Source organism: Pseudomonas palmensis, from assembly GCF_049942755.1.
GTDB classification, from domain to species: domain Bacteria; phylum Pseudomonadota; class Gammaproteobacteria; order Pseudomonadales; family Pseudomonadaceae; genus Aquipseudomonas; species Aquipseudomonas palmensis.
The window spans coordinates 4,721,407-4,748,164 of record NZ_CP187958.1; the positions used below are offsets into that span (position 1 = coordinate 4,721,407).

Sequence of the window (26,758 nt, forward strand, 5' to 3'; positions counted from 1 at the left end):
CCCCTGTCCACGGCATGCCGGCTTCGCAAGTGAAACACCCCCACGAAGCGACTCATGCCTGCGAAGCCCCGCGCTGTGCTTCAAGCGCCTCGATACGTGCCTGCAGGCGTTCGCGTTCCTGGCGTTCGGCGCCGATGTCCTCGAACACGCTGATCAGATGCTGCGGCTGGCCGTCCTGGCGGCGCTGCAGGGCGGTACGTGCACGTACCCAGATGTAGTGGCCCTGCTTGTGGCGCACGCGCTTTTCCACTTCGTAGCGCTCGATCTCGCCGGCCAGCAGGCGCTGCAGCAACTGCAGGTTGGCGGCCAGGTCGTCGGGGTGGGTCAGTTGCTGGAAGGTCATGCCGTACAGCGTTTCGGCGCTGTAGCCCAGCAGCTCGCAGAAGCTGCCGTTGACCCGCTGCCAGGTGCCGTCCGGGTCGATGTAGGCCAGCGCGCCCCAGGCCAGTTCGAAGATGGCGCGAAAACGTTCCTCGCTATTGCGCAGTTGCTCTTCGGCGACCTTGCGCTCGGTGTTGTCCATGCTGATGCCGACCATCTTCACCGCGCGCCCGGCGCTGTCGCGCACCACCGTGGCGCGGGAGGCGATCCAGCGCATCTCGCCGTCGGGGCGATAGATGCGAAAGTCGCACTCGCAGCCTTCGCCTTCGAGCAGGGTCTTGCTGTACAGCGCCTGCAGCATCTCGACGTCCTCGGGGGGCAGGTGCACCCAGAAGTCTTCGTTGCGGATCACCTGCCAGCCGTACACGGCCTCGACGTTGGGCGAGTAGGTGAGTTCGTCGCTGATCAGGTTCCATTCCCAGGTCACGATGCGGGCGCCTTCCTGGGCCAGCTTCATGCGGGTTTCGCTCTCCATGATCTCGGCGGTGTAGCGCCGGCGCAGGTCGGTCATCGGCAGCTCCACCACCTGGGTCTGCTGCACGTCCTGCAGGGCTTCTTCGCCGTAGCGCAGCCAGATCCAGTTGACCTTGAGAAAGTCGGCCAGCTTGCGCAGGTTGGCGTAGTCGATCTCGCCGCCGCGGGTCCATTTGTGCACGGCGGTGCGCGAGATCCCCAGGGCCGTGCCTACCGCCTGCAGCGTCAGCTTGTGGTGTTCGAGCAGTTCCTTGAGGCGAAAGGCGAAGCTGTTTTCGGTCATGCGCTGGGGTGTCCTTGGCGAGGGCATGGCCGGCCAGTATACATAAGCTGTCAACCTCAGGTTGACGGGGGTATGCGTGTCGCATCGCGGGCCTGACCCGCGATGCATTCAGCGCCGCTCACCAGCGCACACGCACCCCCAGGTTGCCGATCAACCCGTTCAAGTCGTTGTCGTCCACGTCGCTGCTGTAATCGGCACTGACAAACAGCGCCACTTTGGGCGTCACCCGTGCCACCAGGCCCAGGCCCACCTCCACGGTGGTGGCGTTGCGTCCGCTGCTGATCTTGTCGACCTTGTCCAGGCTCACCGTGTCGGCGTTCGAGAAGTCGTACCACACGTTGGTGCGCACATAGGGTTCGATGGGCATGCCGCGCACCTCGTAGCGGGCCGACAGCTTCGCGCCCACCCGGCCGGTCCAGCTCGGCTGGCTGTCATAGGCCTGCAGGGTCTGGGCCTGGGCGTCGTTGCCGGGGTAGTACTGCTGGTTGATCAACTGCGCCTGGGGCTCGATCACCCAGTGCTTGCCCAGGCCGATGGGGAAGCCGCCCTCCACCGAGAAGGTCAGCGCGTGCCCGTTGCCATCGAGCCGTTCGCCGTCGCTGCCGCGCCCGCTGGCGTCGAAACGGGTGCCCATGGCCACCGCATCCACATGCCAGCCCTGGTCATGCTGCAGGCTCCAGTACATGCCCAGGCTTTGCCCTTCCAGGCGCACGGCGTTCTGCTTGTCGCCCAGCTGTGGCCGGCGATTGTCCAGGCCGCCCTGCAGGTTGCTGTGGCCCATGAAGATCCCGGCGCGGTGGGTGTTGCCGCCGGCGGTTTCCCGCACGAACAGGTCGGGGGCGATCTGCAGGTTCTGGTTGGGGGCATCCAGGCGTTGCGGGGCGGTCCTGACCGGGGTGGGAAAGAACTGCGCCCACTGGCTGGCAATGCCTTCGTCGCCGAACACCGCCGTGCGCTCTGCCAGGCGTTCGGAAAACGCCCCCAGCGTACCCAGGCTCAGCCCCGACACGCTGGCCGGGACCAGCGACGGCAGCGCCAGGCCGTGTGCCGGGTTGAACATCGGGTCGTCGTCTTCCAGCCCCGCCGCCAGGCTTTCCAGCGGGGTTGCCAGCAGCAGCGACGTTGACAGTGCGTAGAAAACATACTCGAGCCCCGAAGGGCAGGGTGCGCTTTTCATGGCCGATCTCCTCTGTGTGTTACAGCCAAAGGTCTGGCCTGATGTCACGGGCTGTAAGGCAGGAACAGAGAGCGACCCAAACCAGCAAACCTGCCCCATGGCGCGCGCAAAGCCGCGTGCCAGAGGCCCGGAATGAAGTTGAACACGGTGGTTCTAGGTGTAGCTAAGGAGAGTCGCAGGCAGGCGTCAAGATAGTGTGATTATTTTGTGATGGCCGTGTTGGAGGGGGTAAGCGGTTGAAAAATAGCGGTTCCTGATTGGGCATAGCCGCGTTGCGAATGACAACGCGGCTGGCTATTTCGAATGATTGCTAAAGCGTCAGGCGTCCTCGTCCCGTTGCAGTTCCAACAGCAGCAACGAGCGTCCGGTGACGTTGAACACGCTGCCGAATTCCAGGCGCTGGGCCTTGCGCAGCTGCGGCCGGTCGGTGTCGATCAGGCAGTTCCAGTACTCGCCCTCGGGCACGTCGGGCAGGGTGAAGTCCACGCCGTCGTGGTGCGCGTTGACGATCAGCAGCAAGGTGGCGTCTGCCCCCGGGCGCAGGATGCCGCTGACCTGCGCGCGCCCGTCCATGAGCATGCCCAGGCAACGCCCTTGCGGGTCTTCCCACTGTTCCACGCTCATCTCGCTGGCGTCCGGCGCCAGCCAGGTCACGTCCTTGACCCCGATCGCCTCGTTGTAGTCGCCCACCAGGAAGCGGCTGCGGCGCAGGATCGGGTAGGCCAGGCGCAGCTTGGTCAGGCGCTTGACGAACTTGAGCAGGGCGCTGCCTTGCTCGTCCAGGTCCCAGTTGATCCAGCCGATCTCGCTGTCCTGGCAGTAGGCGTTGTTGTTGCCGTGCTGGGTGCGGCTGAACTCGTCGCCGGCCACGATCATCGGCGTGCCCTGGGCCAGCAGCAGGGTGGCGAAGAAGTTGCGCATCTGGCGCTGGCGCAGGCTGTTGATCTCGGGGTCGTCGGTGGGCCCCTCGACCCCGTGGTTCCAGGAGATGTTGTTGTTGCTGCCGTCCTGGTTGTTCTCGTCGTTGTCCTCGTTGTGCTTGTCGTTGTACGACACCAGGTCGCGCAGGGTGAAGCCGTCGTGGGCGGTGATGAAGTTGACCGAGGCATAGGGGCGCCGGCCGCGGCGGTTGAACAGCTCGCCGGAGGCGGTCATGCGCGCGGCAAAGTCGGCCAGCTGGCCTTCGTCGCCTTTCCAGAAGGCGCGCACGGTGTCGCGAAAGCGGTCGTTCCATTCGGCCCAGCCCGGCGCGAAGTTGCCCACCTGGTAGCCACCGGGGCCGCAGTCCCAGGGTTCGGCAATCAGCTTGACCTGGCTCAGCAGCGGGTCCTGGCGACAGGCCACCAGAAAGCTGTGCCGCTCGTCGAAGCCTTCGTGGTAGCGGCCCAGGATGGTCGCCAGGTCGAAGCGAAAGCCATCAACGTGCATCTCGCCTGCCCAGTAGCGCAGCGAGTCGGTGACCAGTTGCAGTACGCAGGGATGGCTCAGGTCCAGGGTGTTGCCGGTGCCCGAGTCGTTGATGTAGTAGCGCTTGTCGTCGGGCATCAGGCGGTAGTACGAGGCGTTGTCGATACCGCGCATCGACAGTGTGGGGCCCTGCTCGTTGCCTTCGGCGGTGTGGTTGTAGACCACGTCCAGAATCACCTCCAGGCCGGCGTCGTGCAGGTGCGCGACCATCTCCTTGAACTCGGCGATCTTGCCGTTGGCCAGGTAGCGCGGGTGGGGCGCGAAGAAGGCGATGCTGTTGTAGCCCCAGTAGTTGTTCAGGCCCTTTTGCAGCAGGTGCTGGTCGTTGACGAAGGCGTGGATCGGCAGCAGCTCGATGGAGCTGACGCCCAGGCCCTTGATGTGCCCCAGCAGCTCGTCGTTCATCAGCCCGGCGAAGGTACCGCGCGCCGCTTCCGGCACCGCCGGGTGACGCATGCTGATGCCGCGCACGTGCGCTTCGTAGAACACGGTACGGTCCCACGGCACGCCCACGCGCTGGTCGCGGCCCCAGGTGTAGGCCGGGTCGATGACCTTGCACTTGGGCACGAACGGCGCACTGTCGCGCTCGTCGAAACTGAGGTCGCCATCGGGGTGGCCGATGGTGTAGCCGAACAACGCCTCGGACCAGCGCAGCTCGCCGACCAGCTGCTTGGCATACGGGTCGATCAGCAGCTTGTTGGGGTTGAAACGGTGCCCGTTCTGCGGCTCGTAGGGGCCGTACACGCGGTAGCCGTAGATCTGCCCCGGGTGCGCGTCGGGCAGGTAGCCGTGGTAGATCTCGTCGGTGTACTCGGGCAGTTCGATGCGCTCGAGCTCATGTTCGCCGCTGGCGTCGAACAGGCACAGTTCGACCTTGGTGGCGTTGGCCGAGAACAGTGCGAAGTTCACACCCAGGCCATCCCAGGTGGCGCCCAGGGGGAAGGGCAGGCCCTCGCGGATGCGCGAAGGTTCAACGGCGTCGGGCTGGGTGTTGTGTTTGGACTTGGGCTGGGTCATGGCAATCCTTGTAGCGATCCTTGGGGGGCGAAAGGCGACGCACTGGGCGCCGGGGCAGCGTTGCGCTGCCCCGGGGCGGTAGTGACGCAAGGTACGGCGGCGTCAGGGCGTGGCGGGCTTCTTCGCGGTACGCGGCTTCTTTGCCGGGTCGGGCTTGGCCGCAGGGGCCGGCGGCTTGGCCTTGGACGCGGCGGCGCCGGGCTTTGGCTTGGCGCCAGGGGCTACCGGCGGTGCGCCTGGCGGGGTGGTACGGGGCTTGCGCGGGGCGGCCTTGGGCGCAATGGCCTCGGCTTCGGCCAACTTGCGCGCCATCTCCCAGTGGCGCTCCTCCTGGCCTTCGGGTTTACCTTCCGACTCCCAGATCTGGTAGGCGAATTCGCGGATACGTTTTTCCTCAGCACTCATCTCGACGCTCCTGATGACTCAGTCTGTTCTATGAAGAGATTGACGGGGAAGGCTTTGAGCGCAGTGCTCAGCCACAGCTCGTTAGAGGGTGTGACTGCGCCCTGGGCGAAAAGTCCCGTGCAATTGGCAGCGCACAAGGCGAACGGTAAAAGCACACGGGTATCGTCCCAGTTCTGTGCCGGGATCAAGGGTTGCGTGGCGTTGCCCAGCAGGCCCGAGGCCAGCCGCGGTGCCACCACCACCGCACGTTGCGCCTCGCCGATACGGGCAAAGGCGAGCACCCGCTCGGCGTGTTTGCCGCGTACCTCCAGGGGTTGGTAGCGGCCGTGGCGAAACAGCTCTGGGTAGGCCCGGCGCTGCTCCAGCACCTGGGCGATCAGGGCCTGCTTGACCCGCCCGTCCTGCCAGTGCCCGAGCAGTTCGGCGGGGGGCAGGCTGTCGTCCAGGGCCTGGCGGCGCGCGGCGTAGTCCACCGCGCGGCGGTTGTCCGGGTCGACCAGGCTCAGGTCCCAGAATTCGTTGCCCTGGTACAGGTCGGGCACCCCCGGCACGGTCATGCGCAGCAGGCTCTGCACCAGGCTGTTGAGCGCGCCCGGGCAGGCCAGGGCCTGCGCCGCCTGGGCCACCGACTGGCGCAGCTGCTGGCATTGCGGCTCCAGCAGCAGGGCGTCGATGAAGCGTGCGCAGGCCTGCTCGTAGGCCTCGTTGGGGGCGCTCCAGCTGCTGCGCAGCTTGGCCTCGCGCAGGGCTTTGCGCTGCCATTGGCGCAGGCGTTCGGCGTAGCCGCGCAAGGCCTGGGTGTCATCGCAGCGCAGCGTCATCGGCCAACTGCCGAGCAGGGTCTGGTACAGCAGCAGTTCATCGCCGGCACTCGGTGCCACGCCATCGGCCAGTTGTGTGCGCAGGGGCGAGGCCAGTTCACGCCACAGCTCCACGCGCTGGTAGAACCAGTGGCTGCGTTCGCTGATCACCGCCAGGCGTGCGCGGCAATCTTCGCCACGCTTGTGGTCATGGGTGGCGGTGGCCAGCAGGTTGTCGGGGAAGTGCGCCAGGCGTTGCTGGCAACTGGCATGGAAGGCCTCGGCCGGTGCGCTGAAGCGCTCGGCGTCGAAGCCCACGTCGTTGCGCGACAACAGCACCGCCGAGCGATAGAAGGCGGTGTCTTCGACGGCCTTGGCGGCGGTGGGCGAGGTCAGCTGCTGGAAGCGCACGCAGGCGTGGCGCAACTGCTTGCGCGCCCGCCCCGGGCCCAGCTCGCGCCAGGGCTGGCCGCCCAGCCAGCGCTGCAGGTAGTCCAGCAGCGGCCAGTCGGCTTCGCCCAGGCTCGAACGCGCATCGGCCAGGGCCTGCTGGAAGAACCCCTCGTCCATCGCCGGGCGCCCGCAGGCATTGATGTAGGTGCGGTACACCGGGTAGTGCTCCACCAGCGCCTGCAACGCGCGGCGGATGGCGCCCAGGGTCAGGTCGCGGCTCATGATGTCGTTGCGCGCCACCTGCAGCAGGGCCTGGGCCACCGATTCGAAGTCGCCGGCCAGGCTGGCATTGAGCACCAGCTGGCGGGCCAGGCGCAGTTCCTCGACGAACGCCGGGCGCTCGCTCAGGTCGTGCCACAGCGCGGTCAGTTCGGCTTCGCCCTGCGGGTCATGCTGCAGCAGCGAGACCTGGTTCATGAATTCGTAGCCGGTGCTGCCGTCCACCCGCCAGTCGTCGTGCAGGCGCTCGCCGGGGCCGAGGATCTTCTCCACGTAGATCGGAAAGTGCTCGAGCGCAGCGCTCAGCGGCCGGCGTGGGAGCAGGCCGTCGACGCGTCGGCGCAGCTTGCGGCAGTAACCGCGCGGGTCGGCCAGGCCATCGATGTGGTCGATGCGCAGGCCGTCGACCAGGCCGCGCTCGATCAGCTCGAACACCTTGGCATGGGTGGCCTCGAACACCGCCGGGCGCTCCACGCGCAGGCCGCCCAGCTCGTTGACGTCGAAAAAGCGCCGCCAGTTGATGTCGTCACCGGCGGTGCGCCAGCTGGCCAGGCGGTAGTGCTGCTGTTCGAGCAGTTGATGCAGGTGCTCGAAACCGCTGGGGGTGCGCCCGTCGAAGGCGGCCAGTACCTGGTCGATGGCCTGGCCGATGCGCGGCTCGCGGGCCAGTTCGGCCAGGGCCTGGTGCACCGCCTCGACGTTGGCCGGGGCGTGGCGCTGGCCCTCGAAGGCGGCAAAGCGTGCCCCCAGTTCGCTCAGCTCGGGGTGGCCGCTGACGCACAGGATGCGCGCATAGTCCGGCGGGCTGATCGGGAAGCGGTGCTCGTGGTGCTCGATGTGAAAGCGCCCGTGGCGGGCGTCGAAACGCAGCGGGATTTCCCCGGCCTGCAGCACCGCGCCATAGTCGCTGGCCAGGAACGGCAACAGCAACTGGCCTTTGAGCAACGGGTCGGGCGAATGCCACTGGATGTCGAAGAACTCGGCGTAGGGGCTGCGCCGGCCCCAGGCCAGCAGGTCCTGCCACCAGGGGTTGTGTGCGCCGCCCACGGCCATGTGGTTGGACACGATGTCCAGGATCAGGCCCATGCCGTGCTGGCGCAGCGCGGCCACCAGGCGTTCCAGCGCCGCCTCGCCACCCAGTTCGGGGCTGACCCGGGTCGGGTCGACCACGTCGTAGCCGTGGCGCGAACCGGGCCGCGCCTGCAACAGGGGCGAGGCGTACAGGTGGCTGATGCCCAGCCGGGCGAAGTAGGGCACCAGCGGCACCGCATCGTCGAGGCTGAAGTCGGCATGAAATTGCAGGCGCAGTGTGGCGGTGAGGCTGTTCATCGGTCACGCTCGAAGGCTTGTTCACGGGCCTGGGCCAGCAGCTCGAGGCGTCGCGCCGCATCGCTGTCGTCCAGCAGCTGTGCGGCGGGCAACGCGAAGCGGCGGCGCCAGTTGGGGTGGGTGTCGACGGTGCCGGGCAGGTTGGGTTGTTCGTCCACGCCCAGCAGGTCTTCCAGCGGTACCAGCACCAGCGGCGCGCGGGTATGCCCGAGCAGGCGCAGGCTGGCATCGATCAGGGTGTCGGCTTCGCTGCTGGTGTCGCCGTAGCTGCTGTGCAGCAGGCGACGCAGGCCCTGGATTTCATGCTGGCGGCTGTCGCGCCAGTCGCGCTCGGTGATCGCGTCGATCGCCCCCAGGCGCTGGCCCCAGTCGATGTCGCGGGCCTGCAGCCAGCCTGCCAGCGGGGGCAGGTCGTGGGTGCTGGTGGTGGCCAGGGCGTTGTCGGGCCAGTCGAGGATGGGGGTGAACTGCCCGGGCGGGTCCTGCTCGAACAGCAGCACACGCATGCCCAGGATCGCGCGGGCCGCGAGCTTTTCGCGCAGGCCTTCGGGCACCGTGCCCAGGTCTTCGCCGAGCACGATGGCCTTGTGGCGCACCGACTCCAGGGCCAGCAGGCGCAGCAGGTCGTCCAGTGGGTAGTGCAGGTAGGCGCCTTCGCTGGGGGCGGCGCCCTGGGGGATCAGCCACAGGCGCTGCAGGCCCATCACATGGTCGATGCGCAGGCCCCCGGCGTGGGCGAAGTTGGCCCGCAGCATCTCGATGAAGGCGCGGTAGCCGTTGCGGCGCAGGCCCTCGGGGGAGAACGCGCAGATGCCCCAGCTTTGCCCTGATCGGTTGAGGATGTCGGGCGGGGCGCCGACGTGCAGCTCGGCCAGCAGCTCGTCCTGGCGGCTCCAGGCCTGGCTGCCGGTGCCGTCGGCCCCCACTGCCAGGTCGGCGATCAGGCCCACCGCCATGCCGCTGCCGCGCGCCGCTTCCTGGGCACGCTCCAGGCTGCGCGCGATCAGCCACTGGCAGAAGGCATAGAAGCCGATCTGCTCGACGTGGTCGGCGGCAAACGCGGCAATCTCGGCGCTGCGCGGGTCGAGCCAGGCGGCCGGCCACTGGCGCCAGTCCTGGCTTTCGCCGCGTTCGGCGGCGGCATCGAGCAGCGCTTCGAAGCGGCAGTGGTCTTCCAGCGCCTGGCCGCCGGCGTGGCGAAAGCTGTCGAAGTCGGCGCGCTGCGGTTGCTCGCCCTTGATAAAGCCCTGGTACAGCGCCTGCAATATCTGCTGGCGTGCCCCGGCCGCCCGTGGCCAGTCGATCAACGGCAGGCCTTCGAGCTGTTCGAGCTGGGCCTCAAGGCCCAGGGCCTGGACCGTGATACGCACCGTGCGCTCGTCGATCACTGCCTGGGGGCTGGCATACAGGCTGTTCAGAAACAGCCGGCTGGATGGCGAATAGGGGCTGTAGCTGGGGTGGTTGCGGGTGAACATGGCGTGCACCGGGCTGATGGCCAGGGCCGTGGCGCCACGCTCGGCGGCGCTGCGTGCCAGGCCCTCCAGTGCCAGGCAGTCGCCCAGCCCGCCGTCGCCCGGGCGGCGCAGGCTGTACAGCTGGGCACTCAGGCCCCAGCACCGTGGGTGCGGGGTGCCCAGCGCATCGGCCAGGCTGTAGCACTGCGCCGGGGCCACGGCCAGGGTGAAGGTGGTGGCGTCGATATGCAGTTGGTGATACCCCAGTGGCAGCCCGGGCGGCAGCAGGGCCTGGGCATCCAGCTGCAGCTGCTGGCGGGTGCCGTTCTCGTGCTGCACCTCGCAGCGGCTGTTGGCCGCGAAGTAGCGCGACAGGTCCAGCGGCTGGTGCTGGTCGACCGTCAGCAGTGGCGGCAGGTGACGGGAATCGTGGGCTTTTTCCAGGGCCTTGAGGCTGTTGGCGATGGCGATGTCGTCGGCGGCCGGGTGGCCAAGGGCGGCCAGGATGCGCCGCAGGACCGGTTCGCTGACACGCTGGGCGCGCCCGTTGGCGTCGATCCAGTCCACCGCCAGGCCAGCGCGTTCGGCCAGTTGCAGCAAGGGTAGGTCAGGCATGCACAGGCTCCGTGGGGCAGGAAGGGGTCAGGCTCACCACGCAGCTCAACGGCGGCAGGCAGGGTGGGCCCGGGGGCAGTTCGCAACTTTCGAACAGGTGCCGCTCGCGGGCCGGCAGGTCCAGGGCCAGTGGCTGCTGGCCGAGGTTGAGGTCGATGCGCAGCTCGCTGCCATCGCCCAGTTGCCAGCGGGCGCTCACGCCCTGGCCGTCGACCACCTGGGCGCCCAGGGCGCGGGTGCCCGGCAGGCGCGGGATTATGTGCTGGTGGCGCAGGTACAGCAGGCGACGGTACAGCGCCACCCACTGCTCGCTGTCCTCGCCCCATTGCGGTTGCGAGTCGAGGAAGGTCTGGGCGGCGTTCGGGTCGGGGATGCGCGCCCGTTGCTCGGGGTCGGCGAAGGCCTTGAACCCCTTGAACTCGGCGCGTCGGCCTTCGCGCACGGCGGTGGCAAGGTCGTCGTGGTGATCGGTGAAGAACAGGAAGGGCTGGCGGCACCCCCAGTCATCGCCCATGAACAGCAGCGGGATCATCGGTGCCAGCAACAGCAGCCCGGTGGCGGCGCGCAGGGCCTGGGGCGGGCACAGGCGCTCGAGCCGCTCGCCCAGCGCGCGGTTGCCGATCTGGTCATGGTTCTGCAGAAACAGCACGAAGGCACTGGGCGGCAGATGGCCGCTGGCTTCGCCACGCGGTTCGCCGTTGCGGTCCGGCTGGCCCTGGAACACGAACCCCTGGCTCAGGCAACGCGCCAGCTTGTTCAGCGGCGCCTCGCGGTAATCGACGTAGTAGCCTTCCTGCTCGCCGGTCAGCAGCACGTGCAGGGCGTTGTGGCCATCGTCGTTCCACTGGGCGTCGTAGCCCTCCTGGAGCAGGTGCGCCTGGTTGCGCTCGTTCTCGAGGGTGAGCCACACCTGCCGGCCCGGTGCGGTGCTGGCGCGCACGCGGCGGGCCAGCTCATGCAGAAAATCAGGGTCGTCGATGGCGTGCACCGCATCCAGGCGCAGGCCGTCGAAGCGGTAGTCGTGCAGCCACATCAGGGCGTTCTCGATGAAGAAGTCGCGCACCTGGCGGCGGCGAAAATCGATGGCCGCGCCCCAGGGCGTATGCCGGTCTTCGCGAAAGAAGCCCTGGGCATAACGGTGCAGGTAATTGCCGTCGGGGCCGAAGTGGTTGTACACCACATCCAGCAGCACCATCAGCCCCAGCGCGTGGGCCTGGTCGATCAGCGCCTTGAGTTGCTGCGCGGTGCCATAGCTCGCTTGCGGGGCGAACGGCAGCACGCCGTCATAGCCCCAGTTGCGCTGGCCGGGAAACTGCCCGATGGGCATCAGCTCGATGGCGGTCACGCCCAGTGCGGCCAGGCGCGGCAGGTGCCTGGCCACGCCGGCGTAACCGCCCAGCAGGCCCACGTGCACTTCATAGATGACTGCCTCGTGCCAGGGGCGGCCCTGCCAGTCGGGGTGTTGCCAGGCATATTCGGTGCTCAGCACCTGGCTGGGGCCGTGCACGCCGTCGGGCTGGGCACGGCTGGCCGGGTCGGCGACCGACAGGTCGCCGTCGATACGGTAGCGATAGCGCGTACCGGCCGGGCAGGGCATGCGCAGCACGAACCAGCCGTCGTCACTACGCTGCATGGGTTGCGGGGCGGCGTTTTCACATTCCACCTCCACCTGCCGGGCATCGGGCGCCCAGAGGGCGAAGCGGGTGGTGTGGCTGTCCAGCATCACGGCCCCGTGGGTCGCGTGTTCCTGTGACCTGAAGGGCATACGGCAGTTCTCCTCAGCCTGCGTTGAGCGTGGCGCGCGTCACCAGTTCCTCGTACAGGTGGGCATAGGGTTCCACGGCCTGACACCAGTTGAATGGCTGGGTCATGGCCAGGCAGCGCATGGCATTGAGCAGGTGTTTCTTGCCGTATACGTAGAAGGCCCGCGAGAGTGCTTCGCGGTAGCTCTCCACGCTCGATTCGTCGAACAGAAAGCCGGTGACGCCATTCTCGATGGTGTCGGCCAGGCCGCCGGTGTTGCGCGCCACCGGCAGCGATCCGAAGCGCTGCGCGTACATCTGGCTCAGGCCGCAGGGCTCGTAGCGCGAGGGCATCAGCAGAAAGTCGCTGCCGGCGAACATGCGCCGTGCGTCGGTCTCGTTGAAGCCGATGCGCACCCCCACGCGGCCCGGGAAGCGGCTGGCCAGCTCGCGCATGGCTTGCTCTTCCTCCGGTTCGCCGCGGCCGATGATGGCGATCTGGCCGCCCTGCTCGACGATGTACTCGGCCACCCCCAGGGTCAGGTCCAGGCCCTTCTGGTACACCAGGCGCGAGACCACGGCGAACAGCGGGCCGGTGGAGGGCTCCAGCTCGAACAGCTCGCGCACCTGGCTGCTGTTGGCCGCCTTGCCTTCCCAGTCGTTGATGCTGAAGCGGTGGGTCAGGTGGGTGTCGGTGGCCGAATCCCAGCTTTCGTCGATGCCGTTGGGGATGCCGCTGAGCAGGCCCTGCTGCGCCTTGCTGCCAAGAAAACCGTCGAGCCCGCAGCCGAAGGCCGGGGTGGTGATTTCCCGGGCATAGGTGGCGCTGACCGTGGTGATGTGGCTGGAGTAGGCCAGGCCGGCCTTGAGAAACGACAGCTTGCCGTAGAACTCCATGCCTTCCTGTTGCAGGGCGTGTTCGGGAATCGCCAGTTCCGGGCAGCAGCCGCGGCTGACCACCCCCTGGTAGGCCAGGTTGTGGATGGTGAACAGGGTGGGGGTGTTCAGGCCGCGCCAGTGCATGTAGGCCGGGGCCAGGCCGGCAGGCCAGTCGTGGGCGTGCACCAGATCGGGCTTCCAGTGCACCATCCCCTCGCCCGCGGCGATTTCGGCGGCGGCCAGGCCCAGGCGGGCGAAGCGGATATGGTTGTCGGGCCAGTCACGGCCATTGTTGGCGCCGTAGGGGGTGCCTTCGCGCTGGTACAGCTCGGGGCAGATCAGTACATAGATGACCAGGCCGTCGGCCAGGTCCATGCGCCCGATCTTGCACGGGGGCAGTGCGGCATGGCCGCCCAGCTCGCCCACCAGGTGGATCGGGTTGTCGCTTTCGAGTACCTGCGGGTAGCCGGGGATCAGCACGCGTACATCGTGCAGGTGGCGCATGGCGCGGGGCAGGGCGGCGGAGACGTCGCCCAGGCCGCCGGTCTTGACCAGGTCGGCGATTTCCGAGGTCACGAACAGCACCTTGCGTTTGTTCGGGTTGCGCCGGGTATCGAGGGCAGGGGCCTTGGCTGTCGTGACGATCTGGGCAGCACGCACCTGCGCGCTGGTATCCGGGTTGAAATGCTCTGCATGAGGTTCGACAGCGGCGCTGATCATACTTGTCTCCGTCCCTTGTTCTGCGGGCGTATCCCACCCGCTGCATGTCTGTACTGTTGTTCTCGCTATGTCATGTGATGCGGTGAAACGCCCCGGACACACGTGCAAGCGCTACGCCAGCCGGCGCTCCTGCCGATGGCGTGCTGACGAGTGGGGGGTGGGCTGCGCCTGGGTAACCAGAGTCGTTGGCCTACTTAGTTGCTGACCTACCGGGTTTGCAGAAGTTTCGACTATTTTCGATCGAGTTTTCCGGACGGTATCAGGTCGATTGAACAGTGTAGGAGAGGGGCGGGATAAATGTGACCCGTTGGTCATGTTTTGTGAATTGGCCGGCACAGGGGTGCACCGACAGCGAGCGTGCACCGCTCGAAGGTGACCCCCGATGGTGCACGTCCCAGCCTGGCTGGCGAAACCGGCGCGGTGGGTGGCTTCAGCCGCTCATCTGCGCAATCAGTTGCCACAGGCGCTCATCGTCGAAGTTCTTCACCACCAGCTGCGCACCGGCCTCCAGCAGCACCTGCGGCGCCTGGCTGGTCGACAGGCCCACGGTAAGGATCCCCGCGCGGCTCGCTGCCGTCACGCCCGGCACCGAATCCTCGAACGCCAGCGCATGGTCTGCCCTGGCCCCCAGGCGCTCCAGGCCGGTGAGGTAGGGCAGGGGATCGGGCTTGGCCCGTGCCAGTTCCTCGGCCACCAGCACATGCTCGAAGCGCTCGGCCAGGCCCATGGCTGCCAGCATGTGCTGCGCATTGGCCCGTGGCGCATTGGTGACCACGGCCATGCCGATGCCGCGGCGCTCGGCATGCGCCAGCAGGCGTTCGAGGCCGGCAGTGGGCTGCAAGGTCGGCGACAGCGCACGAAAGCGCGCCTCCTTGCGGTCGGCGAATGCCTCATGCTCGGCCACCGGGCGCCCGGGGAACAGGTAGCGGCACATGTCGGCGTTGGCCCGGCCACTGACGTGGGCGTCGAACTCGGCCTCGCTCAGTTCGCGACCCTGCTCACGCAGCAACTGCTGCAGTGCCTGCAAATGCAGGGTATCGGTGTCGGTCAGGGTGCCATCGAGGTCGAACAGCAGGGCTTCAAGCATGGGGCGCGGTTTCCATTGCACGGCGGGCCATCATAACCATTTTGCCGTGGCGATCAGCGGGGCTGGTCAGATAAACCCGAAAAGAGTACAAATGTGCTCCATGAACAGACTATCGCCCAAACGTGCCGCCATCCTGACCTTCATCCGCGACCGCATCGCGCAGCAAGGGCAGCCCCCGAGCCTGGCCGACATCGCCCAGGCCTTCGGTTTTGCCTCGCGCAGCGTGGCGCGCAAGCACATCCAGGCGCTGTGCGAGGCCGGCTTCATCGAGGTCACCCCCAACCAGGCGCGCAGCATCCGCCTGGCCGGTGCGCTGCGCCGCCCCGAGGTGCTGGAGATCCCGGTACTGGGCCAGGTGGCCGCCGGCCGCCCGATCGGGCCCGACGTGGACATCCACGAACAGCTGATGCTCGATGCGCACCTGTTCAGCCGTACCCCCACCTACCTGCTGAAGGTGCGCGGCGACTCGATGATCGACGACGGTATCTTCGACGGCGACCTGGTGGGCATTCACCAGCAGCCCGATGCCCGCGACGGGCAGATCGTGGTGGCCCGGCTCGATGGGGAGGTCACCATCAAGCGCTTCCAGCGCGCAGGCGCGCACTACCGCCTGCTGCCGCGCAACCCGGCCTATGCACCGATAGACGTGGGGCCCGAACGCGACTTCGTGATCGAAGGGGTGTTCTGCGGCCTGTTGAGGCGCGACTGATGGGCGCGGTGGTCAGCCTCGACGGGCTGCTCGACGAGCGGCGGGTCTGGAAGGGGCGCCCGCTGGCCCAGCCCCGGGGCCTGCAACCCACCGGGCATGCCGCGCTGGACGCGGTGCTGCCCGGCGGCGGCTGGCCACCGGGTGCGCTCAGCGAACTGCTGCTGGCTGCCGAGGGCGCCGGCGAGCTGCACCTGCTCTGGCCGAGCCTGGCGCGCCTGACTGCCAGCGGCGAACGGGTGGTGCTGGTGGCGCCGCCGTTCATTCCGTACCCGCCCGCCTGGCTGGCAGCCGGTGTCGACCTGCGCTGGCTGTCGCTGATCCAGGCCTCCCGCGTCGAGGCCCTGTGGGCCGCCGAGCAGTGCCTGCGCTCGGGCAGTTGCGGCGCGGTGCTGTGCTGGCCGCAGCAGGTCGACGACCGCGCCCTGCGCCGCCTGCAGGTGGCTGCCGAAACCGGCCAGACCCTGGCCTTTGCCTGCCGCCCGCAGCAGGCGGCACTCAACCCGTCGCCGGCCGCGCTGCGCATTGCCGTCGACCTGCACCCGGCGCAGTGGCGGGTGCTCAAGTGCCGTGGCGGGCTGGCCCCGGCCACCCCGATCGCCATGGCCGGGCGAGGGTGATGGGCGATGCTGTGGGCCTGCATCCTGCTGCCGCAACTGGCACTCGACAGCGTGCTGCGCGGTCGCGACGACCCCCAGGCGCCGCTGGTGCTGCTCAGCGGCCCGGCGCAGCGGCGCGTGTTGCAGGCGGTCAACCCGGCGGCCCGGGCCCTGGGGCTGCGCGCCGGGCAGAGCCTGAGCACCGCGCAGGCGCTGGCCAGCAGTTTTACCTGCGTCGAGCATGACCCGGCGGCGGTCGAGCAGTTGCAGCAATTGCTGGCCGCCTGGGCCTACCAGTTCAGTTCGCAGGTCAGCCTGCATTACCCACGCACCGTGTTGCTCGAAGTCGAATCCAGCCTGGGCCTGTTCGGGCCCTGGCCGCTGTTCGAGGCCCGCCTGCGCAAGGAGCTGGGCGAGCTGGGGCTGCGTCATCGCATCGTGCTGGCCAGCAACCCGGTGGCGGCGCGCATGCTGGCCAACGCCCATGACGGGCTGGCACTGAACGACCCCCAGGCCACCCGCGCCGCCCTTGCGCAGATGCCCGTGGACCGCATCGGCCTGCCGGTGGAGGCCGCCACGGCCTTGTCGCGCATGGGCCTGCGCGACCTTGGGCAGGTGCTGGGGTTGCCGCGCGACACCCTGGCCAGGCGTTTTGCCGCCAGCGTGCAGGTGCACCTGGATCGCCTGCTGGGCCTGCGCCCCATGGCGCTGGCGTGCTACCGGCCGCCGGACCGGTTCGAGGCGCGCCTGGAACTCAACTTCGATGTGGAGTCGCACCAGGCGCTGTTGTTTCCGTTGCGCCGGCTGATTGCCGACCTGGCGGCGTTCCTGGCCAGCCGTGACGGCGGCGTGCAGCGTTTTACCCTGCACCTGGAACATGCCCGGGGCGTCGCCACGCCGGTGGTGGTCGGCCTGCTGGCCGCCGAACGCGAGGCGGGCATGCTGTTCGAGCTGGCACGCGGGCGCCTGGAGCAGTTGAGCCTGCCCGCACCGGTGCGCAGCGTGCGCCTGGTGGCCGACGACCTGCCGGCGTTCGTGCCGCAACCGGGCGAGCTGTTCAATGCGCGGCCCCAGCAGCAACAGGGCTGGGAGCAGTTGCGCGAGCGTTTGCGTGCACGCCTGGGCGATGAGAGCGTGCGGGCTGTGCAGGCTTTTGCCGACCACCGCCCCGAGTGCGCCTGGCAGGCGGCAGGCGGCGCCCCGCCGCTGGCCCGTGCGCCGGGCGGGCCGCCGCGCCCGGGCTGGCTGCTGGCCGAGCCGCAGGCCTTGGCGCCCGAGGGCCTGCGCCTGCTGGCCGGGCCCGAGCGGATCGAATCCGGCTGGTGGGATGGCGGCGATGTACGGCGTGACTACTACCTGGTCGAAACCCCGGCCGGCCAGCGCGGCTGGGCCTACCGGCCACTGGGCGAAGGCGGGCCGTTGTGGCTGCAGGGCTGGTTCGCATGAGCGTGGGCTATGCCGAGCTGCACTGCCTGTCGAACTTCACCTTCCAGCGCGGGGCCTCGAGTGCCCGCGAGCTGTTCGAGCGGGCGCACCAGCAGGGCTACCAGGCCCTGGCGATCACCGACGAATGCACCCTGGCCGGTATCGTGCGCGCCTGGCAGGCGGCCAGGGAGACGGGCCTCAAGCTGATCGTCGGCAGCGAGGTGCGGGTGCACGACGGCCCCAGGCTGGTGCTGCTGGTCGAAAACCTGAGCGGCTACCAGCACCTGTGTCGGCTCATCACCCTGGCGCGGCGCCGGGCGAAAAAGGGCGAATACCAGCTGCTGCGCGAAGACTTCGCCGGCCCGCTGCACGGCCTGCTGGCGCTGTGGGTGCCGGACGAGCCGTTGCAGGCCGGCCCCGGCCTGTGGCTGCGCGAGGTGTTCGGCGAGCGCCTGTGGCTGGCGGTGCAACTGCATCGCGGTGCCGACGATCATCAGCGCCTGCAACAACTGCAGGGGTTGGCCGCGAGCCTGAACCTGCGCACCGTGGCCTGTGGCGACGTGCACATGCATGCGCGTGGGCGGCGCGCGCTGCAGGACTGCATGAGCGCGCTGCGCCATCACAGCACCGTGGCCGGTGCCGGGCAGCACCTGTTCGCCAATGGCGAGCGGCACCTGCGGCCCCTGGCGCAACTGGCCGAGCTGTACCCGGCCCACCTGCTTGAGGCCACCCTGGAGATTGCCCGGCGCTGCACCTTCGACCTCGGCCAGTTGCGCTACCAGTACCCGCGCGAAGTGGTGCCCGAGGGGTACACGCCGACCGGCTGGCTACGCACGCTGTGCGAACGCCAGGTGCCGTGGCGCTGGCCGGGAGGAATCGAGCCGGCCGTGCGCCAGACCCTCGAACACGAACTGGCGCTGATCGCCGAGCTGGGCTACGAGAGCTACTTCCTGACCGTCTACGACATCGTTCATTTTGCCCGTGGCCAGGGCATCCTGTGCCAGGGCCGGGGCTCGGCAGCCAACTCGGTGGTGTGCTTCGTGCTGGGCATCACCGAGCTGGACCCGACCCGCACGCACCTGCTGTTCGAGCGCTTTTTATCGCGTGAGCGCGACGAGCCGCCGGACATCGACGTGGACTTCGAGCACGAACGGCGCGAAGAGGTGCTGCAATACGTGTTCAACCGCTATGGCCGCCACCGCGCCGCCCTGACGGCCGTGGCCAGCACCTACCATGCCGCCGGGGCGGTGCGCGACATTGCCCGGGTGCTGGGGCTGCCGCCCGACCAGATCAACGCCCTGGCCGATTGCTGCGGGCGCTGGACCGACCGCATCCCGCCGCCGGAGCGGTTGCGCGAAGCCGGTTTCGACCCCGACAGCCCGCTGCTGCACCGGGTGCTGACCTTGACCGGCGAGCTGATCGGCTTCCCCCGGCACCTGTCGCAGCACCCTGGTGGCTTCGTGATTTCCGAGCAGCCACTGGACACCCTGGTGCCGGTGGAAAACGCCGCCATGGACGAACGCACGGTGATCCAGTGGGACAAGGACGACCTGGACATGGTCGGCCTGCTCAAGGTCGATATCCTGGCCCTGGGCATGCTCAGCGCCTTGCGCCGCTGCTTCGACCTGGTGCGCTACCACCGCGGGCGCGAGCTGACCATCGCGACCCTGCCGCCGGACGATGTCCCCACCTACGACATGATCGGCCGTGCCGATACCGTGGGGGTGTTCCAGATCGAGTCACGGGCGCAGATGGCCATGCTGCCGCGGCTCAAGCCACGCGAGTTCTACGACCTGGTGATCGAGGTGGCCATCGTGCGCCCCGGGCCGATCCAGGGCGACATGGTGCACCCGTACCTGCGCCGGCGTAACAAGCAGGAGCAGGTGACCTACCCGTCGGATGCGCTGAAGAAGGTCTTCGAGCGCACCCTGGGTGTGCCGCTGTTTCAGGAACAGGTGATGGAGCTGGCCATGGTGGCCGCCGACTATACGGCGGGCGAGGCCGACCAGTTGCGCCGTTCGATGGCCGCCTGGAAACGTCACGGCGGCCTGGAGCCACACCGCGAGCGGCTGACCCGGGGCATGCTGAACAACGGCTACAGCGTCGAGTTCGCCGAGCGCATCTTCGAGCAGATCAAGGGCTTTGGCAGCTACGGGTTCCCCGAGTCCCACGCGGCCAGCTTTGCCTTGCTGACCTACGCCAGTTGCTGGCTCAAGTGCCACGAGCCGGCGATCTTCGCCTGTGCGCTGATCAACAGCTGGCCGATGGGCTTCTACAGCCCGGACCAGATCCTGCAGGACGCGCGCCGCCACCGCATCCAGATTCGCCCGGTGGATGTGCAGCACAGCCAGTGGGACTGCAGCCTGGAGCCGGTGGGCGGCGATGAACTGGCGCTGCGCCTTGGCCTGCGCCAGGTGCGCGGCTTTCGCCAGGACGATGCCCTGCGCCTGGCACAGGCCAGGGCGCAGCGGGCGTTCGGCGATGTGGCCGACCTGTGCCTGCGTGCCGGCCTGGATGCGCGGGCGCGGGCGCTGCTGGCCGATGCCGGGGCCCTGGGCGCCCTGGCCGGGCACCGTTATCAGGCGCGCTGGGAAGTGGCGGCGGTGCAGGCGCAACTGCCGCTGTTCGCCGGGGTGGAGCCGCCCCGTGAAGCGCCGGTGAACCTGCCGGTGCCCAGCGTGGGCGAGGACCTGTTTGCCGACTATGCCAGCGTCGGCACCACATTGGGCCCGCACCCGCTGAGCCTGCTGCGCCGACGCCTGAATGGCCTGGGCTGTCGCAGTTCGCAGGCCCTGGAGGGGGCCGAACACGGCGATGCGGTGAGCGTGGCGGGGCTGGTCACCGGGCGCCAGCGGCCAGGCACTGCCAGCGGCGTGACCTTCGTGACCCTGGAGGATGAGTTCGGCATGGTCAACGTGGTGGTGTGGCGCGAGCTGGCCGAGCGTCAGCGCCGGGTGCTGGTGGGCTCGCAGCTGCTGCGGGTGATGGGTACGCTCGAATGCGCCGACGGCGTGCGCCACCTGATCGCGAAGCGCCTGGAAGACCTCAGCCCGCTGTTGCACGGGCTGGATGTGCGCAGCCGCGACTTTCGCTGATCACACCATCGCCAGGCGCTGCTTGCGGGTGGGCGGCGGGAAGGCGCGGTCGATGGCGCGCAGGTCTTCGCTGCTCAAGGTCAGGCTGGCCGCGGCGGCATTGAGCTGCACATGGCGCTTGTCCACCGCCTTGGGGATCGCGATCACGCCGTCTTCACGGGTTACCCAGGCCAGCGCCACCTGGGCCGCGGTGGCGCCATGGCGTTCGGCGATCTGGTTGAGGGTCGCGTTTTTGAGCAGGCGTCCGGCCTGGGCCAGCGGGCAGTAGGCCATGGTTGGCAAGTGGCGCTTGTGGCTGTAGGGCAGCAGGTCGAACTCGATGCCGCGCTGCTCGGGGTTGTACAGCACCTGGTTGGTGGCGCAGGCCGGGTTGTCCAGCTCGCGCAGGTCATCGGTATCGAAGTTGGACACGCCCCAGCGCCGGATCTTGCCGGCCTCGCGCAGGCGCTCGAAGGCTTCGACGGTTTCCTCCAGCGGGTACTGGCCGCGCCAGTGCAGCAGGTACAGGTCGATATGGTCGGTGCCCAGGCGCTGCAGGCTGCGCTCGCAGGCGGCGGGGATGCCGCTGCGGCTGGCGTTGTGCGGGTACACCTTGCTGACCACGCAGACCTGCTCGCGACGCCCCTGGATGGCCTGGCCCACCACCCGCTCGGCGCCGCCCTCGGCATACATTTCGGCGGTGTCGATCAACGTCAGGCCCAGGTCGATGCCGTGCTGCAGGGCGGCGACCTCGGCTTTCTGCTGGCCGGGGTCTTCGCCCATGTACCAGGTGCCCTGGCCGATGACGGGTACGGTGGAGTCGCCGAGTTCGAGCGTACGCATGGAAGGCTCCTGCAAAGTGGGGAGGGTGGTCTACTGTCCTTTAGGGTTTTGTGGCGGGTCAAGCCTACCCGCGTCGACATTGATTTGAATAACCAATCAATCCATCAAAAAAACAAAATTAACAAATGAGTGGCCAAGGGTGAAGATGGCCCCAGACGCTCTCCGACGACCCTCGTCGGTTCTACAACTACAAAAGGCGAATCAGCATGGCCGGACTGGACAAGCGCGTAGCGACCTATGAAGAGGCCCTCGAAGGCCTTGCCGACAACATGACCGTACTGGCAGGCGGCTTCGGCCTGTGCGGCATCCCTGAAAACCTCATTGCCGAGATCAAGCGCCGCGGCGTGCGCGGCCTGACCGTGGTGTCCAACAACTGTGGCGTCGACGGCTTTGGCCTGGGCGTGCTGCTCGAAGACCACCAGATCCGCAAGATGGTCGCCTCGTATGTGGGCGAAAACGCCGAGTTCGAGCGTCAGCTGCTCAGCGGCGAGCTGGAAGTGGAACTTACCCCGCAAGGCACCCTGGCCGAGAAGATGCGCGCCGGCGGCGCCGGCATCCCGGCCTTCTTCACCGCCACCGGCTACGGCACCCCGGTGGCCGAAGGCAAGGAAGTGCGCGAATTCAACGGGCGCAAGTACATCCTCGAAGAAGCCATCACCGGTGACTTCGCCATCGTCAAGGGCTGGAAGGCCGACCACTACGGCAACGTGGTGTACCGCAACACCGCGCAGAACTTCAACCCGCTGGCCGCCACCGCCGGCAAGATCACCGTGGTGGAGGTCGAGGAGATCGTCGAGCCAGGCGTGCTGCTGCCTACCGAGATCCATACCCCGGGCATCTACGTCGACCGGGTCATCGTCGGCACGTTCGAGAAGCGTATCGAAAAACGCACCGTCAAAGCCTGACCCGACCCCGCGCAGAACAACAAAGAGAACCTGAGCATGGCACTTACCCGCGAACAAATGGCACAACGTGTAGCCCGTGAACTCAAGGACGGCTACTACGTCAACCTTGGCATCGGCATCCCGACCCTGGTGGCCAACTACGTCCCGGCGGATATGGACGTGATGCTGCAATCGGAGAACGGCCTGCTGGGCATGGGGGAATTCCCTACCGAAGCGCAGCTGGACGCCGACATGATCAACGCCGGCAAGCAGACCGTGACCGCCCGCACCGGCGCGTCGATCTTCAACTCGGCCGAGTCCTTCGCGATGATCCGTGGCGGCCACGTCGACCTCACTGTGCTGGGGGCGTTCGAGGTGGACGTGGAGGGCAACATCGCCTCCTGGATGATCCCGGGCAAACTGGTCAAGGGCATGGGCGGGGCGATGGACCTGGTGGCCGGTGCCGAAAACATCATCGTCACCATGACCCATGCCTCCAAGGACGGCGAGTCCAAGCTGCTGTCGCGTTGCAGCCTGCCGCTGACCGGTGCCGGCTGCATCCGCAAGGTGCTGACCGACCTGGCCTATCTTGAGATCGAGAATGGCGCGTTCATCCTGCGCGAGACAGCGCCGGGGGTGAGCGTGGAAGAGATCATCGCCAAGACCGCCGGCAAGCTGATCGTGGCCGATGATGTGAAAGAGATGACGTTCTAGGCTGATAACCGCCTTGCCTGTGCTGGCCTCTTCGCCGGCAAGGCCGGCTCCTGCAGGGAACCACGCATTCCTGTGCAGGAGCCGGCCTTGCCGGCGAAGGGGCCTTCAGCCGTTCAAAAAAAATCAATAAGAAGGAAAATCCCGTGGCCGCCGAACTCCAAGACAGCCGCTCCGCCCGCTTTGCCCTGCGTTGCTCCAACTGGGCCGAACGCTGGTTCCCCGACTCCTGGGTGTTCGCCGCCCTGGCCGTGGTGCTGGTGTCACTGGCCGCCCTGGCCATGGGCGCCAAACCCCTCGATACCGCCACCGCCTTCGGTGACGGGTTCTGGAGCCTGATCCCCTTCACCATGCAGATGGCCTTCGTGGTCATCGGCGGCTATGTGGTGGCCAGCTCGCCGCCGGCGGTGAAACTCATCGACCGCCTGGCGCGCATTCCGAAGAACGGCCGTTCGGCCGTGTGCTGGGTGGCGCTGATATCGATGGTCGCCTCGCTGCTCAACTGGGGCCTGTCGCTGGTGTTCGGCGGCCTGCTGGTACGCGCCCTGGCGCGCCGTACCGACCTGAAGATGGACTACCGCGCCGCCGGTGCCGCCGCCTACCTGGGCCTGGGCGCCGTATGGGCCCTGGGCCTGTCCTCGTCGGCCGCGCAGCTGCAAGCCAACCCGGCCAGCCTGCCGCCGTCGATCCTGGCGATCACCGGGGTGATCCCGTTCACCGAAACCATCTTCCTCTGGCAGTCGGGCGTGATGCTGGCGGCGCTGGTCATCGTGTCGCTGATCGTGGCCTACGCCACTGCACCCGGCCCGCAGAGTGCCCGCGATGCCCAGGCCTGTGGCATCGACCCCAGCTTCAGCGCACCACCACCGGCGCAGCGCACGCGCCCAGGTGAATGGCTGGAATACAGCCCGGTGCTGACCCTGCTGCTGGTGGCCCTGGCGGCTGGCTGGCTGTACCACGAGTTCTCGACCAAGCCGGCCATCACCGCGATCTCGGGGCTCAATACCTACAACTTTCTGTTCATCATGCTCGGCGCCTTGCTGCACTGGCGTCCGCGCAGCTTCCTGGATGCGGTGAGCCGTGCGGTGCCGACCACCACCGGGGTACTGATCCAGTTCCCGCTTTACGGCTCGATCGCGGCCATCCTCACCCAGGTCAAGGGCGTGGACGCGCAAACCCTGGCGCACCATATCTCCACCTTCTTCGTGCAGATCGCCTCGCATGACACCTACGCCTTGCTGATGGGCGTGTACTCCGCGGTGCTGGGCTTCTTCATTCCCTCCGGTGGCGGCAAGTGGATCATCGAGGCGCCCTACGTGATGCTGGTGGCCAACGACCTGCAGTACCACCTGGGCTGGGCGGTGCAGATCTACAACGCCGCCGAGGCGCTGCCCAACCTGATCAACCCGTTCTACATGCTGCCGCTGCTGGGCGTGCTGGGGCTCAAGGCGCGCGACCTGATCGGCTTCTCGTTCGTGCAGTTGCTGGTGCACGTGCCGCTGGTGCTGTTCCTGCTCTGGGCGCTGGGCACCACGTTGCAGTACACGCCACCTGTGATGCCGTAGCGCATCCGGCGGGTAAAAAAGGCGATCTTCGGATCGCCTTTTTCATGCCTAAATTAAATCGATAAGCATTCGTATTAAGGGTGATCCGATGATGTCCCGCTGTGTATTTCTAAACGGAATTTCCCGTCGTAAAACAAGGAGAAGGCCGCGATGTTCGCGCCGATTACCCGTTCCATGACGTTGACACTGGGCCTGTACAGCACCGCCTGCAGCGCCGTCGCACTGGCTGACAACGAACCCCTGCCCGACGCCGCCCCCCAGGCGCTGGAGCTGGGTTCGACCAACGTGAGTGCCCAGGGCCTGGGCAGCACCACCGAAAACACCGGGGCCTACACCACCGGCAGCATGAGCACCGCAACCCGCCTGAACCTGTCGATCAAGGACACCCCGCAGTCGATGTCGGTGCTGACCCGCCAGCAGCTGGACGACTTCCAGCTCGACAACCTCTCCGAAGCCATGGGCCAGGTGACGGGCGTGGTGGTGCAGCGCAACGACTCCGAGCGCCCCACCTACAACTCGCGCGGCTATGCCATCGACAACTTCCAGATCGACGGCATGCTCAACACCTTCGCGGGGCTCAAGTCCGACTCGGACACCATCATCTACGACCGCATCGAAGTGGTGCGTGGCGCCACCGGGCTGACCACCGGCGCCGGCGACCCGTCGGGCACCATCAACATGATGCGCAAGCGCCCCACCCATGAACTGGCGGTGAAAACCGGCCTGCGTGGCGGCAGCTACGACAACTACTACAGCTATGTCGACGTGGGCGGGCCGCTGGCCTTCGACGGCCGTCTGCGCGGGCGCAGCGTGCTGGCCTACCGCGATGCCCATTCGTTTCGCGACCGCTACCAGACCCAGCGCGAGGTGGCCTACGGCATTCTCGAGGGCGACCTGAGCGACGACACCGTGCTGGCGGTGGGGTACGACTACCAGAACAAGCATGTACAGGGTGCCTCGTGGGGCACCGTGCCGTACTGGAACGCCTCCGGTGGCAAGGCCAAGCTGCCGCGCTCGAACAACATCTCGGCGCCGTGGAGTTCGTGGCCGCTCAAGGACGAGACCGTGTTTGCCACCCTCGACCAGCGCCTGGGCGGCGACTGGCACCTCAAGGCGGCCTACACCTACCGCCAGAGCGAAACCGACGGCAAGGTGTACTTCGGTGGCCAGGGCTTCCCCGAGGCCGACCGCAGCGGCATGAATGCCTGGGTCAGCCACTTCATCGGCGACGAGAAAATGAGCGCCGCCGACCTTAACCTGGGCGGGCCCTTTGCGCTGCTGGGGCGCGAGCACGAATTCATGATCGGCTATGGCGAGTCGCAGCGGCGCAACAGCGCGCCGCTCAAGCGGCCCCTGGACCTGCCGCCCGGCTACACGGCCATCCCCGACTGGAAGTACCTGGGCGGGGTAGACAAGTTCGCCGATACCGTGACCAACCTGGATGGTTCGCGCGATACCACGCAGCAGAAGGCCGGCTATGTCGCCACCCGGCTGAACGTGACCGATGCACTGCACCTGGTGCTGGGCAGCCGCTACGGCAGTTGGAAGGTCACGGGGCGCTCATGGGCATTCGATGCGGCGGGGCAGGTGGTGGAGAACCCGCGCTCCAGCCGCACCCACAATGACGTGTGGACACCCTATGCGGGCGTTCTGTACGACATCACCGACCAATACACCGTGTACGCCAGCTACACCGACATCTTCAAGCCGCAGAACTACAAGGATGTCGACGACAAGTACCTGGAACCGGTGGTGGGCAGCAACTACGAGGTGGGCCTGAAGGGCAGCCTGCTGGACGAGCGCCTGAACCTGTCGACGGCGGTGTTTCGCAGCAAGCAGGACAACGTGGCCGAGGTGGACGATTCCATTCCGGTAGGGCCCAACGGCGAGCAGTATTACAAGTCCGGCGGCAAGGGCAATACCGTGGAGGGCTTCGAGGCGGAGGTCGCTGGCGAGGTGATGGCGGGGTGGAACATGACCCTGGGCTACAGCTACACCCACTCGCTGGATGCCGAGCACAAGCGGCGCAACACCACCCAGCCGTTGAACATGGTGCGCTGGAACAGCACCTACAGGGTGATGGACAGGTTGACCGTGGGTGGGTCGGTGGATTGGCAGAGCGACATCTACCGCAGCGGCAATCGTCCGGTGGGGCGAGGCAGCGATGGCCGGATCATCACGGCGCCGGCTGACATTCGCCAGCGGTCCTACACGGTGGTGGGGTTGATGTCCCGTTACGAGTTCGACGAACACCTGTCGGCGTCCTTGAACGTGAAGAACCTGCTGGATACCAGGTACTACAACAATGTGGGGTTCTACAACGGGGTGTACTGGGGTGATCCGCGCACGCTGACGGTGAGCCTGGATTGGCGGTTGTAGCGCCCTGAAGCCGAGCCAACAGGGCTGGCGATGCATGCCCTGTTGGCCGTGGCAATCCCGTGCGCCGAGG

Annotated in this window: 18 protein-coding genes; 8 read left to right on the forward strand and 10 right to left on the reverse strand. The window is 67.5% G+C overall.

The window, feature by feature from the left end:
• Positions 1 to 52: 52 nt before the first annotated feature.
• The 9 genes from ACPRTJ_RS21830 to ACPRTJ_RS21870 form a co-directional block, all read right to left on the reverse strand.
• Positions 53 to 1,138 carry a helix-turn-helix domain-containing protein gene (locus ACPRTJ_RS21830; protein WP_043862955.1) on the reverse strand — a complete coding sequence of 362 codons (1,086 nt, stop codon included), beginning with the start codon at positions 1,136 to 1,138 and terminating at the stop codon, positions 53 to 55.
• A gap of 118 nt (positions 1,139 to 1,256) precedes the next feature.
• Positions 1,257 to 2,315: an autotransporter outer membrane beta-barrel domain-containing protein gene (locus tag ACPRTJ_RS21835; protein ID WP_043862954.1), complete on the reverse strand. Its 1,059-nt coding sequence runs from the start codon at positions 2,313 to 2,315 to the stop codon at positions 1,257 to 1,259.
• Positions 2,316 to 2,633: 318 nt separating this feature from the next.
• Positions 2,634 to 4,799 (reverse strand): glycogen debranching protein GlgX, encoded by a 2,166-nt coding sequence (glgX, locus tag ACPRTJ_RS21840; protein WP_054915395.1) that lies wholly within the window; start codon positions 4,797 to 4,799, stop codon positions 2,634 to 2,636.
• A gap of 102 nt (positions 4,800 to 4,901) precedes the next feature.
• Positions 4,902 to 5,204 (reverse strand): DUF2934 domain-containing protein, encoded by a 303-nt coding sequence (locus tag ACPRTJ_RS21845; RefSeq protein ID WP_043862952.1) that lies wholly within the window; start codon positions 5,202 to 5,204, stop codon positions 4,902 to 4,904.
• Entirely contained in the window at positions 5,201 to 8,005 is a 2,805-nt protein-coding gene (locus ACPRTJ_RS21850) for a malto-oligosyltrehalose synthase (protein WP_426427286.1), read from the reverse strand. The genes ACPRTJ_RS21845 and ACPRTJ_RS21850 overlap by 4 nt, the downstream gene beginning before the upstream one ends.
• On the reverse strand, positions 8,002 to 10,074 hold the full coding sequence (malQ, locus tag ACPRTJ_RS21855) for a 4-alpha-glucanotransferase (protein WP_426427287.1): 2,073 nt from the start codon (positions 10,072 to 10,074) through the stop codon (positions 8,002 to 8,004). Before malQ ends, ACPRTJ_RS21850 begins: the two co-directional genes overlap by 4 nt.
• On the reverse strand, positions 10,067 to 11,839 hold the full coding sequence (gene treZ / locus ACPRTJ_RS21860; protein ID WP_426427288.1) for a malto-oligosyltrehalose trehalohydrolase: 1,773 nt from the start codon (positions 11,837 to 11,839) through the stop codon (positions 10,067 to 10,069). The genes malQ and treZ overlap by 8 nt, the downstream gene beginning before the upstream one ends.
• Before the next feature lie 13 nt (positions 11,840 to 11,852).
• Positions 11,853 to 13,415 carry a glycogen synthase GlgA gene (gene glgA / locus ACPRTJ_RS21865; RefSeq protein ID WP_058541106.1) on the reverse strand — a complete coding sequence of 521 codons (1,563 nt, stop codon included), beginning with the start codon at positions 13,413 to 13,415 and terminating at the stop codon, positions 11,853 to 11,855.
• A 430-nt stretch (positions 13,416 to 13,845) separates the two neighbouring features.
• Complete coding sequence (locus tag ACPRTJ_RS21870) at positions 13,846 to 14,502, reverse strand: HAD family hydrolase (protein ID WP_054915391.1); 657 nt, start codon at positions 14,500 to 14,502, stop codon at positions 13,846 to 13,848.
• Positions 14,503 to 14,593: 91 nt separating this feature from the next.
• Here ACPRTJ_RS21870 and lexA point away from each other — a divergent pair, with 91 nt between their 5' ends.
• From lexA to ACPRTJ_RS21890, 4 genes are read left to right on the forward strand one after another with little or no spacing between them, the layout of a single operon-like run.
• Complete coding sequence (lexA, locus tag ACPRTJ_RS21875; protein WP_196932376.1) at positions 14,594 to 15,211, forward strand: transcriptional repressor LexA; 618 nt, start codon at positions 14,594 to 14,596, stop codon at positions 15,209 to 15,211.
• A complete protein-coding gene (gene imuA, locus ACPRTJ_RS21880) occupies positions 15,211 to 15,828 on the forward strand; it encodes a translesion DNA synthesis-associated protein ImuA (RefSeq protein ID WP_043862945.1) in 618 nt (205 codons plus the stop codon). The genes lexA and imuA overlap by 1 nt, the downstream gene beginning before the upstream one ends.
• Positions 15,829 to 15,834: 6 nt before the next feature.
• A complete protein-coding gene (locus ACPRTJ_RS21885) occupies positions 15,835 to 17,253 on the forward strand; it encodes a Y-family DNA polymerase (protein WP_078480165.1) in 1,419 nt (472 codons plus the stop codon).
• Positions 17,229 to 20,327 (forward strand): error-prone DNA polymerase, encoded by a 3,099-nt coding sequence (locus ACPRTJ_RS21890; protein ID WP_218278986.1) that lies wholly within the window; start codon positions 17,229 to 17,231, stop codon positions 20,325 to 20,327. The genes ACPRTJ_RS21885 and ACPRTJ_RS21890 overlap by 25 nt, the downstream gene beginning before the upstream one ends.
• Here the strand turns inward: ACPRTJ_RS21890 and ACPRTJ_RS21895 are convergent, their stop codons facing one another.
• On the reverse strand, positions 20,328 to 21,149 hold the full coding sequence (locus tag ACPRTJ_RS21895) for an aldo/keto reductase (RefSeq protein ID WP_043862942.1): 822 nt from the start codon (positions 21,147 to 21,149) through the stop codon (positions 20,328 to 20,330).
• 206 nt (positions 21,150 to 21,355) lie between these two features.
• Between ACPRTJ_RS21895 and ACPRTJ_RS21900 the strand changes: the two genes are divergently transcribed.
• The 4 genes from ACPRTJ_RS21900 (at position 21,356) to ACPRTJ_RS21915 (ending at position 26,688) form a co-directional block, all read left to right on the forward strand.
• On the forward strand, positions 21,356 to 22,054 hold the full coding sequence (locus ACPRTJ_RS21900) for a CoA transferase subunit A (protein WP_043862941.1): 699 nt from the start codon (positions 21,356 to 21,358) through the stop codon (positions 22,052 to 22,054).
• Positions 22,055 to 22,090: 36 nt separating this feature from the next.
• Positions 22,091 to 22,747 (forward strand): CoA transferase subunit B, encoded by a 657-nt coding sequence (locus ACPRTJ_RS21905; RefSeq protein ID WP_043862940.1) that lies wholly within the window; start codon positions 22,091 to 22,093, stop codon positions 22,745 to 22,747.
• A 143-nt stretch (positions 22,748 to 22,890) separates the two neighbouring features.
• The gene (locus ACPRTJ_RS21910; RefSeq protein ID WP_104573086.1) at positions 22,891 to 24,309 is read left to right on the forward strand and encodes a short-chain fatty acid transporter; all 1,419 of its coding nucleotides are present in this window, start codon (positions 22,891 to 22,893) and stop codon (positions 24,307 to 24,309) included.
• Between the two features lie 150 nt (positions 24,310 to 24,459).
• Complete coding sequence (locus tag ACPRTJ_RS21915) at positions 24,460 to 26,688, forward strand: TonB-dependent siderophore receptor (RefSeq protein WP_426427289.1); 2,229 nt, start codon at positions 24,460 to 24,462, stop codon at positions 26,686 to 26,688.
• The last annotated feature ends 70 nt before the right edge of the window (positions 26,689 to 26,758 follow it).